Origin of the sequence: Lacticaseibacillus jixiensis (assembly GCF_042847315.1) — a bacterium.
Classification (GTDB): Bacteria; Bacillota; Bacilli; order Lactobacillales; family Lactobacillaceae; genus Lacticaseibacillus; species Lacticaseibacillus jixiensis.
Genome location: NZ_BAAFPR010000011.1, coordinates 59,600 through 76,310 on the forward strand (window position 1 = coordinate 59,600; position 16,711 = coordinate 76,310).

Genomic DNA, 16,711 nt, shown 5'->3' on the forward strand with positions numbered 1-16,711 from the left:
TTTGGTGATCGGCGAGCTGCGCAAAGCAACGCGGCGTGATATAAGTCATGACGCCGCTTGGGCAAAGAACGCCCAAACGTCATCCTGCCTTATATCCACCGCTAAGTGCGCTTTGCTTCGCTTTGGTTATCGTCCAGCTGCGCAAAGCAACGTGGGTGCAATTAGCTACGCCCCCGCACTCGCGGCAAAGTACGCCGCAAGCACGAGGGCGTAGCTAATTGACCCGCTAAGTGCGCTTTGCTTCGCTTGGGTTTATAGCAAGATCAGCATTGGCAAGATCACTGGATGCCGTTCAGTCTTGTCGAACAAGAAGGCTTGCAGATTTGAGGAAATCGCATCTTTAAGCATGCCTTCAGTGACTTTCTCATTCTGCTTGAAGGTGTTCTTGACGGTGCGATAGACGCGGCGTTGGGCTTGATTGATCAATTCGCCGGATTCGCGCATATAGATGAAGCCGCGAGACAACAGGTCAGGACCAGCCAAGACGGCTTGTTTCTGCATGTTGATGGTGGCGACAACTACGACCAAGCCTTCTTCAGACAAGGTGCGGCGATCGCGGATCACGGCGTTGCCGATGTCGCCAATGCCGCTGCCGTCGATGTAAACATCAGAAGCCGGGAAGTGGCCAGCGCGGCGAGCGGAATCTTTAGTCAAAGCCAAGACGTCGCCGTTCTCCATGATGAAGCAGTGGTCTTCAGGAATGTGGCATTCTTGCGCCAATTCGGTGTGGATCTTAAGCATCCGGTATTCACCGTGGATCGGCATGAAGAACTTGGGCTTCATCAAGCGCAGCATCAACTTCTGTTCTTCTTGGCCGCCATGGCCGGAAGTGTGGACGTTGTTGACTTTGCCGTGAATGACTTCGGCGCCGGCTTCTTCCAGCTCGTTGATCACATGGTTAACACTAGTGGTGTTGCCAGGGATCGGGTTGGAAGAGAAGATCACCGTGTCGCCAGGCTGAATGGAGATCTGACGGTGAGTGCCGTTGGCGATCCGGGACAAAGCGGCCATCGGTTCGCCTTGCGAGCCGGTACACAAGATCATGACTTCGTTGGCAGGCAGCTTGTTGAGTTCATGCGCGTCGATCAAGACGTCATCAGGAATGTCCAAGTAACCGAGTTCGCGACCATTGACCATCGCTGTCTCCATCGAGCGGCCGAACACCGCGATCTTGCGGCCATGATCCATAGCGGCTTGAGCAGCTTGCGCGATCCGCGAGATGTTAGACGCGAAGGTGGCGAAAATGATCCGGCCTTCGATGCCGTCAAAAATATGGCGGATCGAGTTGCCGACGAAGCGTTCAGACTTGGTGAAGTTGGGGATCTCGGCGTTGGTGGAATCACTCATCAACAACAAGACGCCTTCTTCGCCTAAGCGCGCCATCTTCTGCAGGTTTGGCGCAGGCTGGTCACCAACTGGCGTCAAGTCGAACTTGTAGTCGCCAGTTTCCACGATCACACCGCTTGGCGTGTGTACTGCCACGCCTAAAGTATCTGGGATACTGTGGGTGGTGCGGAAGAAATCAACGGTGATCGGGCCAAACTTCAACACGGAATCTTCTTTGAGTTCTTCCAACTTGGTTGAACGCAAAAGCCCATGTTCTTCCAGCTTGCCGCGGATCAAGGCGGCAGCCAGCGGTGGGGCATAAACCGGGATATTCGGCACTTGTTTCAAGAAGTACGGGATCCCGCCAATATGGTCTTCATGGCCGTGGGTAATCACCAAGGCTTTGATTTTATCTTGATTCTGGGCTAAGTAAGAATAATCGGAAATAACATAGTCGATCCCAAGCAAATCGTCTTCTGGGAATTTGATCCCGGCATCGATGACGATGATCGAGTCTTGGAATTGGACCCCATACATGTTCTTCCCGATTTCGCCCAAACCGCCGATGGCAAAAACGGCGGTTTCGTTGTTTTTGATGTTGAGTTTCATTTAGAACTCCGTCAGTTTGAAATCAGGTGATTGCTTCTCGTAGTCCAAGAAGTTGCCACTTAATTCTTGCACGAATTCGATGTTGTATGGGGTGTTATTCTCCACCAAACTACGTGCTTCCACGGCACTGGATGCTTCCAGATAAAGGGTTTGGGTGGTTTCGCGGCGTGGGTTGACCACCTTGTCTTTTTGATATAACACTTTGTAGATCATAATAAGCTCCTTTCGAATACGCAAAAAATCGCCCCAGAGCCTGGGGTATTTCTCGCATTAACCGATCATTTGTTGAAGGTTCAACAGTTACTGTATAGTTTAGCATAAAGTCTGCTTCTGCGCCACGGCACCGCGGCAATGTGTGCGACAATACGGTATAATAGAAACAAATAGAAACAAAAGGAGGCGATCGGCGTGGCGTGGTTTGGATTAGCAGTGATCGTGGTGCTGTGTTTGGCGATTATCGTGTGGTGGCGCGTGCGGCGGCGCAAGCGGGCAATGCGGGTGTTGACGATGCACAATCAGCGTGAATGTGATGATGCGGTGGCCGCGGCAATGCAAAGCTTGGCTTGGACAGATGCCGCCAAGCTTAAATCGCTGCCTGTGGCTGATGTTTGGGGCCATGGGATCATGGCGTTTGAATATGTGCTGCCGGCTGCGCCGATCACCAAAGACGCGTTTGCAGCAGCGCTTAAGCAGCAAACCCCGCAAGTCAAAGCTGCCGCGTTGCCGCCGACGCTTGTGATTACAGATTGGTGGACCCGAGATGACCAGGTGCATGTGGACATTGCTTATGTGGTCAATGCGGCCACGCGCGAATATGTTGATGATTTGCGACGAGTTTAACGGATTTCGCGAGTCGAGTGCAAGCTCGGCTTTTTGTTTTGCGGAAATCACACAGAGGCTTGTTATTGCGTAAACAGTCACGTACAATGCTCAATGAGTAAAATATTAATACGGGGTTAGAATGTCGTGAAAATCTTACGCAATTATCGCAGTACCTTCTTATTGTTAGGCGGTGTCATTATTGGCGGGATCGTCGGCGCCGTAATCGGCGAGCGCGCCACAGTGTTGCAGCCGTTTGGTGAATTGTTCCTAAACTTGATGTACATGCTGCTGATTCCACTGATCTTCTTCTCAATTGCCAGTGCCATCGGTCAAATGGGCAACAAGGCGCGTTTAGGGAAGATCTTGGGCGCGACTATCGTGGTGTTCTTGTTCACGGCGTTAGTCGCCACGGTGTTAGGGTACATCGGCGTGCGGCTGTTTCCGCTGGTGCAAGGAACCGATGTGCCGCAGCTTAAAGCCATGATGGGCGCAGTCAAAGGCCAGAATACGTCGGTGCCAATGCTGCAGCAGGTGGTTGAATTGTTCACGGTGGATGATTTCACCAAACTGTTGTCGAAGTCGCATATGTTGGCCACGATCGTCTTTTCACTATTGTTTGGTATCGCCACGAGTGCCAGCGGCAAAGCCGGCGAACCGTTCCGCAAGTTCTTGGCTTCAGGCAACGCCATTGTGCTTAAGGCCGTGCAATATGTGATGTATTACGCCCCGTTTGGTTTGGCCTGCTATTTTGCCGGAGTCGTGGGGACGTTAGGCAGCCAAATCGTTGGCGGCTATCTGCGCAGCTTCTTGTTGTATCTGGGCTTAAGCGTGGTATATTTCTTCGGCATGCTGACGGTATATGCATGGTTAGCCGATGGCAAGAATGGCGTGCGCCACTACTGGCGGCATGTCAGCATTCCGGCGATCACCGCCATTGCCACCAGCTCCAGTGCCGCTTGTATCCCAGTCAACCTCACCGCAGCGCGTGATATTGGCGTGGCACCGGATATTGTCGATACCGTGATCCCGCTGGGGGCCAACATCCACAAAGACGGCTCAGCCATTGGCGGGGTGTTCAAAGTTACGTTCTTGTTCTTATTGTTTGGCCATGACATCACCAGCTTCAGTTCGATCGTGTCGATCATTGCCGGCGGCTTCTTCGTTGGTGCCGTAATGGGTGCCGTGCCAGTCGGCGGCATGATCGCCGAAACTTTGATCGTGACGATGTTTGGTTATCCGACTAATGCGATCCCGCTGTTGATCGTGATTTCAACGATCATCGATGTGCCAGCGACCTTGTTGAACTCCACAGGCAACATCGCCAGTTCGATGATGGTCCAGCGCTTAGTTGAAGGCCGCAAAAGCAAGCAAGCCCGTCAGCGTGCACATTAGCTGATGTCGCATTTAAGCTAAATTGAGTCGGAAACGACCGGTACCTGGTGGCCACGTTGTACACCAATGCTGGCGTCAGGTTCTAAGGTGACCCATGAGGCGTTGACTTGGTTGCCTTTAGGTGAGTTGCGAATAACGGAGGACTAGGGAAGCGGAGCGGCGCGGGGTCAGCAGGCCGGTCAGGCCGTGAAACGATCAGCACCGTGAGACAAGTGGGTTTTGCTTGGCTCACGGTGCTGATCGCGGCAAGTTTGTAGACGCGCAGGGGAGCGAAGCGAGCGCACGGCTGCAAACTTAGGCGGAAAACGCGCGTCTCTCAGCGCGGTTGCAGCCGGCCGCACTGCCTGCGCCGACCCGCTGACCCCGCGTTGCGCAGCTTTCCTAGTCCGGCAGTTAAACAAAAGCAAAGGCCTGTGCAACAACCGATTTGGGTTGCTGCACAGGCCTTTGTGCTTGGCTTAGTCGATCAATACGGCGTTTTCGTCGATGTGGAAAGGTTCTTTGTGATCGATATGATCATAGAACAAAATACCGTTGAGGTGATCAATTTCATGTTGGCAGACGATCGCCGGGTAATTCTTGAGACGGACTTTCTTGGTGTTGCCATCGAAGTCTTGGTAGCGGATGGTGATGCGGTCGTGGCGCACAACGTAACCTGGCACGTCTTTGTCGACACTCAAGCAGCCTTCGCCTTCGGATAACGCGGCACCTTGCACGGAATGGGAGATGATGACGGGGTTGATCAAGACTTCCTTAAACAAGATCTCGTCTTCTGGACCGGGCACAAGTACGGCAGCCATCGCTTCGCCAACGCCGACTTGCGGGGCAGCCAAGCCAACGCCTGGACGCAGCTTGTACTTCTTGTTTTGTTCCTCATCTTGACTAACAACTAAATATTCCATCATATCGTGGGCTAATTGCTTATCGGCATCTGACAGTGGAAATTGAACTTTCTCGGCGGTTTGGCGTAACACAGGGGCGCCGTCGCGGGTAATATCTTTCATTAAATACACAGCTATTCCTCCATTAGTACTACTATCTAATACTTTACCACAAGCGTGCAGCTTGAACAGCATAAAAAGTTGCAAGCTCATAACTTGACAGCCGTGATTTAAGCTGATAAAGTGTAAGTGAATCAAAATACGGTGCTTTCCGTTAGGTGAGGCTCCTATACGAACAACGCTGCTGCTCAGAAACATCCAGAGATGCCAATGAGTCAACTGCACTTGTCTACAAAGGCTTGTGCTAATGCAGCTGATATTATATCTAAGCGTATAGTGCTAAAACTGAACGATTGGGATGCGAGAATTGCGTGCGCCCAATCGGCGTGCGCATTTTTTATGCGGGGTGCACACCGCGTGAAGAATGCTCGTCGGCAAGGCGATCGCACGACGGATTAGTGAAGGAAGGGTGGTGAGCACATGCAACAAACAGCAATTGATGGTGGTAGTCCGGACAATGCAGATCCCGGAAGGTTTGTTATTGTGCCACCACTTAATAATATAAGTTAACCGGCGCATCACGAACCTCTCTGGGTAAGAGAGGAGTGGTTGATGTTGTTGATGCAAAGAAATAGCGGCCTGACACGCTTAGAAGTCAATAAGGCCCGCTTAGCAATGAATCAAGATGTACGTATTCAAAAGCTCCATCTGACTTTGCGTCCAGCTTGCGCGCTCCTGTTGGGAATCGCTGCATTGTTAGTCGCATTTCAGGTGTCATTGCTTACTGTTTTGGGTTTCTCGGTCGCAGCTGCGGCCTTGGTTTGGGGCGCAAGCCGGCAATTACATGCCTGGCTTGCCCAATATGACAACGCCGACACCTCGGTGTTAGTGATTCGAGAAGGCTTGGTTCGGCAAGGTACAGTGGCTGATTTGGTGCCAGGCGACACGATCGTCTTAGCTGCTGGTACGGTATTGCCAGTAGATGTCACAGGCATTGCGGCAGCTTTGCCAAAGCCGTTAGCCATGACGCTTAACGCGTTTCACCTGGTGCCTGCTTGTGCCATTGCCGGCAGCCGCGTGACAGCAGCTGGGCAAGCGCAAGTGGTTGCCGTTGGGACTCAGCGCTTCGTCTTAAAGGCGTTGGTTCCGGCAATGGCAACGCGGCCACAGCGCAGCATGATGGTTGCGCTGATGATCGCAGCCGCAATGGTCAAGCGCGCATTCAAGTTAGGGGTAGGACGCGTATCGCTGCACTTAGCGCGCACGGTACGCGAACTTGGCGACACGATCCGTCGTCAATTCGTTGCTGCATTCCCGTTGCATATGACCTTGGTTGGTAATGCCAAACACACCGCCAAAGAGACGGCGTTTCGGTACAACCAAGACCCAGTCTCGTGGATGCAGATATGATTTTCTAAAGTTAGGTTTAAAGGCGTACTTCTTCAGTGATGAGGAAGCACGCCTTTTTGTGTTGGCGCTTCGTTTCAGGACCATAAATTGCTGCGGGTGAAGAAATCGTATCTGATCAATCCCAAGCAAGTGCTCAGTATTGATTTTAAGCAGCGCGTGATCCAGTTTCCAGAGTCGTTAAGCTGTACTTTCCCCATGGCGATGAGCCGCCAGTTGCGCCAACTTAAATTGTGAAGCAGCGGTGGGGTCGTAATTAAAGAAGTTGTTGTTACATACAAAGATCTAGTTAACTGGGGAGCCGAATTTCGTCAAACCAGCGCGCCAGATCTTTTTTGCTTGTGCATAATAAGGTGAATATCGCCGTTTTAGCGGCTTTTTTGCTTGTGCAAAACTGCCAATATTCTTGGTCGATATACTAATTTATTGCGTAAAGTTTGCGTTTGAGATGGGCGATTCGGTACGCTTAAGAGGGAGGATAGCAAACAAGGGTGTCAGGCTGTTATAGTAACAGCACTGTAGTTGTGCAAACGTGTACAATTGATTTTCCTTGATATGACAAGAAAGTTTGTGAAATGTAATGGCGCTTGTGAAGTGAGAAGCGTGTCAGCTGTGCCGGAAATACTGGGGTACTGTTTCATGAATTTCTGTGAAACTGTTCACGGTGATTCTAACGGCTTTTCGCTAAAGGAAACCGTTCACCTAAACCGCTTGCACGGCCAGCGTCGGTATGTTAAAGTGGTCTTGTAAGGATGATAAGTAATACAGATTAATTAAGATATTACTACAGATTAAACGAAAAGGGGTTCTGATTATGGCAAAACATGCAGCCGTTGACTTTGATCAATTGTTGAAAACCCAAGCGGCAGATTTCTCTACCGTCCGGATCTTAGATGAAGTAGGGAAAGTCGTTGCACCGGACATCGTGCCTGATCTCAGCGATGAACAATTGGTTGAATTAATGTCTCAAATGGTGTGGTCGCGCGTGCTTGATCAACGTGCCACTGCGCTGAACCGCCAAGGCCGCTTGGGCTTTTGGGCACCGACTTCTGGTGAAGAGGCGTCGCAATTAGCTTCTAATTATGCAATGAACAAAAGCGACTGGATCTTGCCTGGTTACCGGGACATTCCTGAACTGATCCAACACGGTTTATCTATCGCCAAAGCCTTCTTGTGGTCGCGCGGTCATGTCGTGGGGAATGAATACCCAGAAGATTTCCACGCCTTGCCACCGCAAATCATCATTGGCGCCCAATACGTCCAAACTGCTGGCGTTGCGTTAGGTTTGAAGAAGAATGGCGTCAATGAAGTCGCTTATACCTACACCGGTGATGGCGGTACGTCTCAGGGCGACTTCTATGAAGGGGTGAACTTCGCCGGTGCCTTTAAAGCCCCAGCCATCTTCGTGGTTCAAAACAACGGCTATGCGATTTCTGTGCCGCGGGAGAAACAAACCGCTGCCCAAACCTTAGCCCAAAAGGCCGTGGCCATGGGCGTGCCTGGCATTCAAGTTGACGGGATGGACGCTTTGGCCGTGTATGAAGTGATGAAAGAAGCCCGCGAATTCGTCGCTGCCGGCAACGGACCAGTCTTGATCGAAACGCTGACTTATCGTTACGGCCCGCATACCTTGTCTGGTGATGATCCAACTCGGTATCGCTCCAAGGAAACCGATGATTTATGGCAGAAACGCGATCCGCTGATCCGGATGCGCAACTACCTGGAAGACAAGGGCTTGTGGACGCAAGAGCAAGAAGACGCTTTGATCGAAAAGACCAAAGATGAAATCAAAGCTGCGATCACCGAAGCTGACCAAGCACCTAAGCAAACGGTTTCGCGCTTCTTACAAGACACTTATGAAGTTGCCCCGCAGAATGTTGCAGAACAACTCGCTCAATTCCAAGCAAAGGAGGCCAACTAACATGGCTCAAAAAACAATGATCCAAGCGATCACCAACGCGCTTGATTTAGAATTAGCCAACGACCCTAAAACCTTGGTCTTCGGCGAAGATGTCGGCAAAAACGGCGGGGTCTTCCGCGCCACTGATGGCTTGCAAGCCAAGCACGGTGAAGATCGCGTCTTCGATACGCCGCTTGCGGAATCTGGTATCGGCGGCTTGGCGATCGGCTTGGCGTTAACCGGCTGGCGGCCAATTCCTGAAATTCAGTTCTATGGTTTCATCTTTGAAGTCATGGATTCCATTGGCGGGCAGATGTCACGCGTGCGCTATCGCATGGGCAATACCCGCAGCATGCCGATCACGATCCGCGCGCCTTTTGGGGGCGGGGTCCACACACCGGAAATGCACTCTGATAACTTCGAAGGCTTAGTGGCCCAATTCCCTGGGATGCGCGTGGTGGTTCCAAGCAATCCATATGATGCCAAAGGCTTGTTGATTTCTGCTATTCGCAGCAACGATCCTGTGTTATATCTGGAACACATGAAGTTGTATCGCTCCTTCCGCGAAGAAGTGCCGGATGAAGCATACACGGTACCTTTGGATAAAGCTGCTGTCACCAAAGAAGGCAGTGATGTATCCATCATCACTTATGGGGCGATGGTCCGTGAAGCCAAGAAGGCCGCAGATAACTTAGCCAAAGACAACATCAACGCCGAGATCATCGACTTGCGCACGGTGGCACCGCTGGATGTGGAAACGATCATTGCCAGTGTCAAGAAAACGCATCGCGCTGTGGTGGTTCAAGAAGCGCAACGCATGGGCGGGGTGGCTTCCAGTGTGATCGCTGAGATCTCCGAACGGGCGATCCTATTGCTGGATGCGCCAATCGGCCGCGTGGCGGCACCGGATACCCCATTCCCATTCGGGCAGGCCGAAAGTGCTTGGCTGCCTAATGCCAAGGACATCGAAGCTAAAGTTCGTGAAACCGTTGCATTTTGATTCTACTATTATAAAGGGGTGCCAGTATGGCTTACGAATTTAAACTCCCTGATATCGGGGAAGGTATTGCAGAAGGTGAAATCGTCAAGTGGCATGTCGCAGTTGGCGACACGATCAAAGAAGACGACACCTTGCTTGAGGTGCAAAATGATAAATCAGTTGAAGAGATCCCATCACCAGTTTCTGGCAAGATCTTGAAGATCATGGTGCAAGAAGGCGAAGTGGCCAGCGTCGGTCAAAGCTTGGTATCGATCGATGACGGCTCTGGCGATAACGCCGCGCCGGCAGCCGCGCCGGCAGCCGCACCGGCTGCGGCTGCCGAACCAGCAGCAGCTGCCGCTGCCCCAGCAGGCGGGGTTTATCAATTTAAGATGCCTGAACTTGGTGAAGGCTTAGCCGAAGGTGAAATCGTCAAGTGGCATGTGGCCCCAGGCGATGAAATCAAAGAAGACGACACCTTAGTCGAAGTGCAAAGCGATAAGTCGGTTGAAGAGATCCCTTCGCCAGTTTCCGGCAAGATCTTAAAGGTCTTGATCCCAGAAGGGGAAGTGGCCAGTGTCGGGGATGTCATGGTCGAAATGGATGCGCCTGGCCACAATGATGCGCCAAGCGCTGCACCGGCCCCTGCCGCCGCACCTGCTGCGCAATCGGCAGCAGCACAGCCAACAGCAGCTGCTGGCAACGTTCCGGCAATTGCTGATCCTAACCGCGAAATCTTAGCGATGCCTTCTGTGCGCCAATACGCTCGCAATGCCGGCGTTGATATTTCTCAAGTGCCAGGCACTGGCAAGCATGGCCGCATCACTAAAGAAGATGTTGATGCGTTCAGAAATGGTGCCGCTCAACAAGCACCAGCTTCAGCTTCTGCTGCTCAACCAGCAGCGCCAGCAGCGACCCAAGCAGCACCGCAAGCCGCAGCCCCGGCTCCGGCTCCGGTTAAGCCTTATGTGCCAGATGCTGATACGGCAGCCTTAGAAACGCGCGAGAAGATGACGCCAACGCGCAAGGCGATTGCCAAGGCAATGTTGACTTCCAAGCAAACCAGTCCGCATGTCACCAGCTTTGATGAAGTCGAAGTTTCGGCTTTGATGGCACACCGCAAGCATTACAAGCAATATGCAGCAGATCGCGGCATCAAGTTGACCTTCCTGCCTTACATCGTGAAGGCTTTGGTCACGGTATTGCGCGACTTCCCGGCAATCAATGCGTCCATTGATTCCAGCACCGACGAAATCGTCTACAAGCATTACTTCAACGTAGGGATCGCTACGGATACTGATCATGGCCTGTATGTGCCAGTGATCAAGAACGCCGATGCCAAGTCTGTCTTTACTATTGCCAAAGAAATTTCTGAGAATGCGCAAAAAGCTTACGACAGCAAGTTGAAGCCTAAGGAAATGTCTGGCGGCTCGATGACGATTTCCAACGTTGGCTCCATTGGCGGCGGCTGGTTTACGCCAGTTATCAACCAACCTGAAGTGGCAATTCTAGGGGTTGGCAAGATCGCCAAGGAACCATATGTCAATGATGATGGCGAAATTGTCGTTGGCAACATGTTGAAGCTGTCATTAAGCTACGATCATCGTTTGATCGATGGCGCAATGGCCCAACGCGCATTGAACGAATTGAAGACGCTTTTGGCAGATCCTGATCTGCTGTTGATGGAGGGATAAGCATGGTTGTTGGTGATTTTGCAATTGATTTAGACACCGTTGTCATCGGTGCCGGCCCTGGCGGCTATGTCGCTGCCATCCGTGCGGCAGAAGAAGGCCAGAAGGTCACCGTCATTGAAAACACGTTCATCGGCGGGGTGTGCTTGAACGTTGGCTGTATCCCTTCTAAGGCCTTGATCAATGCCGGCCATGCCTTGCAAGAAGCCAAAGACGGCTCGGCTTTCGGGGTCGAAACTAAAGGCGCGACCTTGAATTGGCAGAAAACGCAAGACTGGAAGCAGCATCAAGTGGTTGAACGCTTGACTGGCGGCGTCGAGATGTTATTCAAGAAGCACAAGATCGATGTGGTTTGGGGCACTGCCTTCCTCAAAGACGACCATTCCTTGCGCGTTATGCAAAAGGACTCCGCGCAGACTTACACTTTCCACAACTTGATCATTGCCACCGGCTCACATCCCATTGAGATCAAAGGCTTCAAGTTCGGCAAGCGCATCGTCGATTCTACCGGTGGTTTGTCTTTGCCTGAAGTGCCCAAAGAATTTGTCGTCATCGGCGGCGGCTATGTCGGCTCTGAATTGGCCAGCGCTTATGCAAACTTAGGCGCGCATGTCACGATCCTTGAAGGGACTGACAGCATCTTGCCTAACTTTGAAAAAGACATGGTCAAGCTGGTGTTGAACTCCTTCAAAAAGCGCGGTGTGGATGTGATCACCGGTGCCATGGCCAAAGAAGCGGTTGAATCCGCTGATGGCGTCAAGGTGACCTATGCTGCCAATGGCGCAGACAAAACCATCGATGCTGACTACGTGATGGTCACCGTTGGTCGGCGGCCTAACACCAGTGACTTAGGCTTGGATATTGTGGGCATCGAAACCACGGATCGCGGCTTGATCAAAGTGGATAACCAAGGCCGCACCAACGTCCCAAACATTTATGCCATTGGTGATATCGTTGCCGGTGCCGCATTGGCCCACAAAGCCAGCTATGAAGGCATCGTAGCCGCCCAAGCGATTGCCGGCAAGCCTGCAGCCGTGGATTACAAGGCGATGCCTGCGGTTTGCTTCACTGACCCTGAATTGGCCACAGTGGGCATGACGCAAGCTGAAGCCAAGGCCAAAGGAATCGACGCCAAAGCGACGAAGTTCCCATTTGCCGCAAACGGGCGCGCGATTTCCTTGAACCAAGTCGAAGGGTTCGTCCGCTTGGTTACCAACGCCGACGGGACCATCATCGGCGCGCAAATCGCCGGTCCTGGTGCGTCAGATTTGATTTCTGAGTTAAGCTTGGCAGTTGAATCCGGGTTGAATGTTGAAGATGTTTCCTTAACCATCCATCCGCATCCAACGTTAGGCGAAGCGGTTAAAGATGCCGCTGAATTAGCCGAAGGGTTCCCAGTCAGCATCTAGTGCAGCAATGCGGCAAAGCCACGCGAGAATTCGCGTGGCTTTTTGTTGCGCTGGCCGACCCTGCCAAGTTGCCAATTGCGTCATTGTCGATGGATTGTCATGATAGCGTAACCATGCCGCCTTTTAATTTTGTGAGTTAATTTGCTACAATTTAACCAAGTAAGCTTGGGAGGCAAGTTATGCAAAAAATCGTGGTGTGTGGGCAAAGCCAACTGACGCAGTCGGTGGTGGCAACACTGCTGCAAAGCCAATTGGTGTTGAATGTGGCATTATCCGCGCTAGATCCTGAGGCAATCGGTGCGCAAAGCTTTGCGGTGTTAAGTGCTTTGAATCTCAACGACTACCAGAAAGCGACAGCGAAGACCTTTGAAACTGCCGATGTGTTGGTGATCACCGATTATGGCGCAATTGATGCGCCAGATTGGCAAGCCCAAATGCTTGCGCAATTGCGGAAAGTGTTAGGAACTGCCATGGCTGCCGGCTTTGGTGGTAAACTGTTAGTAGCCACACACGACAATGCACTGATGACGTATTTTGCCCAGCGCTTCTCTGGGCTGCCTAAGCCGCAGGTAGTGGGGCTGGGGACCATGGGTGCTACGGCGGTGTTTGAAAATGCCGTGGCCGCTAGTTTGGCGGTACCGCGTGCTGAAGTGACGGCTTATGTCGTCGGGGATGCCAGCGCGCCAGTGTTGATGTGGAGCCGCGCTTATGTGGCCGCCACGCCGCTGTTGAGTTTATTGCAAACTACCGACGGCCAAGCACATCCGCTATTGCAACAAGCCGACGCCGCCGTGAATGCCTTCGGCCAAGCCGACGCCGCCATTTTGTGGCCGCCGTTAGTGGTCCAAGTGCTCACTGCGTTCGCCGGCGAAGCGCAGATCTTGGCGTTAAATACGTTTCAAGAATCCGGCGTGTGTGCTGCGCCAGTGTTGGTCAATGCTGACGGTGCCAGCGAGTCAGTGAATCTGATTGGCTCAGACGCTGAACAAACCGCTTGGCAAGCAGAACAAGCCGCACTGGCCCAGCGCATTGCCGCAATCGAGAATGGGGGAGAAACTGAGTGAAACCAAATTATCAATATCCATTAGATATGGACTGGTCCACAGATGACATGATCAAAGTCACCACCATGTATCAGCTGGTTGAAGACGCGTATGAACATGGGGTCGATCGTGACAACTTGTTGGCCGCTTATCGCGGGTTCAAAGACGTGGTGCCAGATAAAGCCACTGAGAAACAACTCGGCAGAGAATTTGAAGAAGCCAGCGGCTATTCATTGTATCAAGTCATCAAAGCCGCCAGAGAGGGCAGCCGGCAAAAGATCCGACTGCACTTATCATGACGTTAGATGTTCAAAAGCTCCACTTACAAGTCACCGCTTGGCTGGCGGCCAGTCGCCAACAGATCTTAGCCGCGATGGCCCAGCCGCTGGATGTGGCGACCAAATCCGGCCCTAATGATTTGGTGACAAATGTGGATGCTGCCAATCAGCGCTTCTTAACCGCACAGATCAAAGCGGCATATCCGCAAGCGCATATCGAAGGTGAAGAAGGCCACCAAGAGCGGGTGGCGCAATTGGCCGGGTTGGTATTTATCATCGATCCCATTGACGGCACTATGAACTTCGTGAAGCAGCACGCCAACTTTGCTGTGATGATCGGGGTTTATCTAGACGGCGCGGCAGTGTATGGGGCGATTTTAGACGTGTGGCGCAACGAATTGGTGGCAGGCGGGCCAAATTGGCCGCTGCGCATGAATGACCAATTGCTGGCGCACCCGCAAGACTTGGCGCTTGAAGACGGGTTGTTAGGCGTTAACGGGCCGATGCTGATCCATGATCGGTTGCATCTGGCGGCTGTGGCTGAGCATTCATCAGGGGCGCGCTTGTTAGGCAGTGCCGGCATCGAGTTTAAGGCGGTGGCTTTAGGTCAGCAAGTGGGCTATATTTCATATTTGCAGCCTTGGGATGTGGCCGCCGGCATGGCGATTGGAGCCAGCTTTGGCCTGCAAGTCACGCGCCCTGATGGCCAAGCGATCGCTTTGTTAGAGCCAGGCGTGGTGGTTGCGGCGATGCCTAAAGCGCATGCACAAATCATGGCCCTGATGAACCCGTAGAATTATTTTCTGAAAATCAAGACAGTATCGATTGGTTGTGTTATAATTCCATCTTGGATACTGTGTCGGAGAGGCACGATTTTTTTTGAACTAGATCCGGCGCCTTAGCCGCACCTGAAAATCCGGTTAAGGCGTTTACTTGCATATAAGGCACCATTTTGAAAGGAAGTAGAACACTTGAAGACTCGCGACGATATTCGGAACATTGCGATTATTGCCCACGTTGACCATGGTAAGACCACGTTAGTCAACGAAATGCTGAAGCAATCAGACACCTTGGATGAACACATTAACCTTCAAGACCGCGCGATGGACACCAACGCGATCGAAAAGGAACGTGGGATCACCATCTTGTCCAAAAACACTGCCGTTAAATACGGCGACACCACCATCAACATCGTGGATACCCCAGGACATGCGGATTTCGGTGGGGAAGTTGAACGAATCATGAAGATGGTCGACGGCGTGCTGTTGGTCGTGGATGCATTCGAAGGCACCATGCCGCAAACCCGGTTCGTGTTGAAGAAGGCGTTGGAACAACACCTCACCCCGATCGTCGTGATCAACAAGATCGACCGTCCCGGTGCACGTCCGGCCGAAGTGGTCGACGAAGTATTGGAATTGTTCATTGATTTAGGCGCTGATGAAAGCCAATTGGAATTCCCGATTGTCTATGCTAGTGCCATCAATGGGACGAGTTCTTATTCCGACGATCCTGCCGATCAAGAACACACGATGAAGCCATTGTTTGACACCATCGTCAAGACCATCCCAGCCCCAATCGATAACACCGACGAACCATTGCAGTTCCAAGTTTCCATGCTTGACTACAATGATTATGTGGGTCGTATCGGGATCGGCCGTGTGTTCCGCGGCACCATCTCCGTTGGCGACAACGTGGCAGTGCTGAAGCTGGACGGTTCTTCCAAGAACTTCCGCGTCACGAAGATCTTCGGGTTCTTCGGTTTGAAGCGGATCGAAGTCCAAACGGCTAAGGCCGGCGACTTAATCGCTGTGTCTGGGATGGATGACATCTACGTCGGCGAAACTGTTGCTGACGCCGCACATCCAGAAGCTTTGCCGATTTTGCGGATCGACCCGCCGACATTGCAGATGATGTTCATGCAAAACGACAGTCCTTTTGCCGGCCGTGAAGGCGACAAAGTCACTGCCCGCAAGCTTGAAGACTACCTGCGCGCTAAGTTGCAAACTGATGTGTCCTTGCGTGTCGAAGATACTGACCAGGCTGGCGCTTGGATGGTTTCCGGCCGTGGCGAATTGCATTTAGGCATCTTAGTCGAAGAAATGCGTCGTGCCGGCTTCGAATTACAATTAGGCCGTCCAGAAGTTATCTATCGCGAAATCGATGGTAAGTTGTGCGAACCTTTTGAAGAAGTGCAAATCGACACGCCTGAACAATACACTGGGACGATCATTGACGCCATGGCCCAACGCAAAGGCGAAATGCAAAACATGGAAAACGAAGGCAACGGTCAAACCCGCCTGACTTTCCTTGCACCTTCCCGTGGCTTGATCGGCTACTCCACTGAATTCTTGTCTTCTACTGGTGGTTATGGGATCATGAACCACACCTTCGAGAAGTACATGCCAGTGGTTCGTAACTGGGAACCTGGCCGCACGACTGGGGCACTGGTTTCGATCAACGCTGGGCAAGCAACGACTTATTCGCTGCAATCCATCGAAGACCGTGGCCAATTGTTCATTGATGCCGGCACTGAAGTTTACGAAGGCATGATCGTCGGCGCCAACTCCCGCGACATGGACATCGCCGTTAACGCTACTAAGGGTAAGAACTTGACCAACACCCGTGCGTCTGGTAAAGACCACGCTGCAGCGATCAAGACCCCTAAGAAGCTTTCTTTGGAAGAATCCATCGAATTCTTGAACGAAGACGAGCTTTGTGAAGTAACGCCGCAGTCGGTTCGTTTACGCAAGAAGATCTTAAGCACTAACGAACGCCAAAAGGCTGACAAAAAGAAGAAGAAAGCTACTAACTAAGCTTGCTTCTTGAAAAGGGCATCACTATCTGATGATAGTGGTGCCTTTTTTTGTACCCCAGAGCGGAGCAAAGCGCACTTAGGGCGGAGTGTAAGACAGGA

General features: G+C 52.0%; 14 protein-coding genes and 1 riboswitch. Of the genes, 11 read left to right on the forward strand and 3 right to left on the reverse strand.

What is annotated here, in order from left to right; translation table 11 throughout:
• Window positions 1–252: 252 nt before the first annotated feature.
• Window positions 253–1,935 (reverse strand): ribonuclease J1, encoded by a 1,683-nt coding sequence (rnjA, locus tag ACGG90_RS08720; RefSeq protein WP_390408390.1) that lies wholly within the window; start codon window positions 1,933–1,935, stop codon window positions 253–255.
• The gene (locus tag ACGG90_RS08725; protein ID WP_390408393.1) at window positions 1,936–2,148 is read right to left on the reverse strand and encodes a DNA-dependent RNA polymerase subunit epsilon; all 213 of its coding nucleotides are present in this window, start codon (window positions 2,146–2,148) and stop codon (window positions 1,936–1,938) included. It lies immediately after the preceding gene.
• Window positions 2,149–2,343: 195 nt separating this feature from the next.
• Between ACGG90_RS08725 and ACGG90_RS08730 the strand changes: the two genes are divergently transcribed.
• Together ACGG90_RS08730 and ACGG90_RS08735 are read left to right on the forward strand one after the other, a co-directional pair.
• A complete protein-coding gene (locus tag ACGG90_RS08730) occupies window positions 2,344–2,775 on the forward strand; it encodes a hypothetical protein (protein ID WP_390408396.1) in 432 nt (143 codons plus the stop codon).
• A gap of 126 nt (window positions 2,776–2,901) precedes the next feature.
• Entirely contained in the window at window positions 2,902–4,149 is a 1,248-nt protein-coding gene (locus ACGG90_RS08735; protein WP_390408399.1) for a dicarboxylate/amino acid:cation symporter, read from the forward strand.
• Window positions 4,150–4,607: 458 nt separating this feature from the next.
• Here ACGG90_RS08735 and def read toward each other — a convergent pair whose 3' ends face one another.
• On the reverse strand, window positions 4,608–5,162 hold the full coding sequence (def, locus tag ACGG90_RS08740) for a peptide deformylase (RefSeq protein WP_390408402.1): 555 nt from the start codon (window positions 5,160–5,162) through the stop codon (window positions 4,608–4,610).
• 131 nt (window positions 5,163–5,293) lie between these two features.
• A riboswitch (M-box (ykoK) riboswitch) is annotated at window positions 5,294–5,455 on the forward strand.
• Window positions 5,456–5,843: 388 nt separating this feature from the next.
• Between def and ACGG90_RS08745 the strand changes: the two genes are divergently transcribed.
• The 9 genes from ACGG90_RS08745 to typA all read left to right on the forward strand — a co-directional run bounded on the left by ACGG90_RS08745 (window position 5,844) and on the right by typA (window position 16,610).
• The gene (locus ACGG90_RS08745) at window positions 5,844–6,500 is read left to right on the forward strand and encodes a hypothetical protein (RefSeq protein WP_390408405.1); all 657 of its coding nucleotides are present in this window, start codon (window positions 5,844–5,846) and stop codon (window positions 6,498–6,500) included.
• An 811-nt stretch (window positions 6,501–7,311) separates the two neighbouring features.
• On the forward strand, window positions 7,312–8,418 hold the full coding sequence (gene pdhA / locus ACGG90_RS08750) for a pyruvate dehydrogenase (acetyl-transferring) E1 component subunit alpha (protein ID WP_390408408.1): 1,107 nt from the start codon (window positions 7,312–7,314) through the stop codon (window positions 8,416–8,418).
• Between the two features lies 1 nt (window position 8,419).
• Window positions 8,420–9,397 carry an alpha-ketoacid dehydrogenase subunit beta gene (locus tag ACGG90_RS08755; protein ID WP_390408410.1) on the forward strand — a complete coding sequence of 326 codons (978 nt, stop codon included), beginning with the start codon at window positions 8,420–8,422 and terminating at the stop codon, window positions 9,395–9,397.
• 26 nt (window positions 9,398–9,423) lie between these two features.
• Entirely contained in the window at window positions 9,424–11,070 is a 1,647-nt protein-coding gene (locus tag ACGG90_RS08760; protein WP_390408413.1) for a dihydrolipoyllysine-residue acetyltransferase, read from the forward strand.
• A gap of 2 nt (window positions 11,071–11,072) precedes the next feature.
• A complete protein-coding gene (gene lpdA / locus ACGG90_RS08765) occupies window positions 11,073–12,476 on the forward strand; it encodes a dihydrolipoyl dehydrogenase (RefSeq protein ID WP_390408415.1) in 1,404 nt (467 codons plus the stop codon).
• A 179-nt stretch (window positions 12,477–12,655) separates the two neighbouring features.
• Entirely contained in the window at window positions 12,656–13,540 is an 885-nt protein-coding gene (locus ACGG90_RS08770) for a lactate dehydrogenase (RefSeq protein WP_390408418.1), read from the forward strand.
• Window positions 13,537–13,818: a UPF0223 family protein gene (locus ACGG90_RS08775; protein ID WP_390408420.1), complete on the forward strand. Its 282-nt coding sequence runs from the start codon at window positions 13,537–13,539 to the stop codon at window positions 13,816–13,818. Before ACGG90_RS08770 ends, ACGG90_RS08775 begins: the two co-directional genes overlap by 4 nt.
• Window positions 13,815–14,591 carry an inositol monophosphatase family protein gene (locus ACGG90_RS08780; RefSeq protein WP_390408423.1) on the forward strand — a complete coding sequence of 259 codons (777 nt, stop codon included), beginning with the start codon at window positions 13,815–13,817 and terminating at the stop codon, window positions 14,589–14,591. The genes ACGG90_RS08775 and ACGG90_RS08780 overlap by 4 nt, the downstream gene beginning before the upstream one ends.
• A 177-nt stretch (window positions 14,592–14,768) precedes the next feature.
• On the forward strand, window positions 14,769–16,610 hold the full coding sequence (typA, locus tag ACGG90_RS08785; protein ID WP_390408425.1) for a translational GTPase TypA: 1,842 nt from the start codon (window positions 14,769–14,771) through the stop codon (window positions 16,608–16,610).
• Window positions 16,611–16,711: the final 101 nt, after the last annotated feature.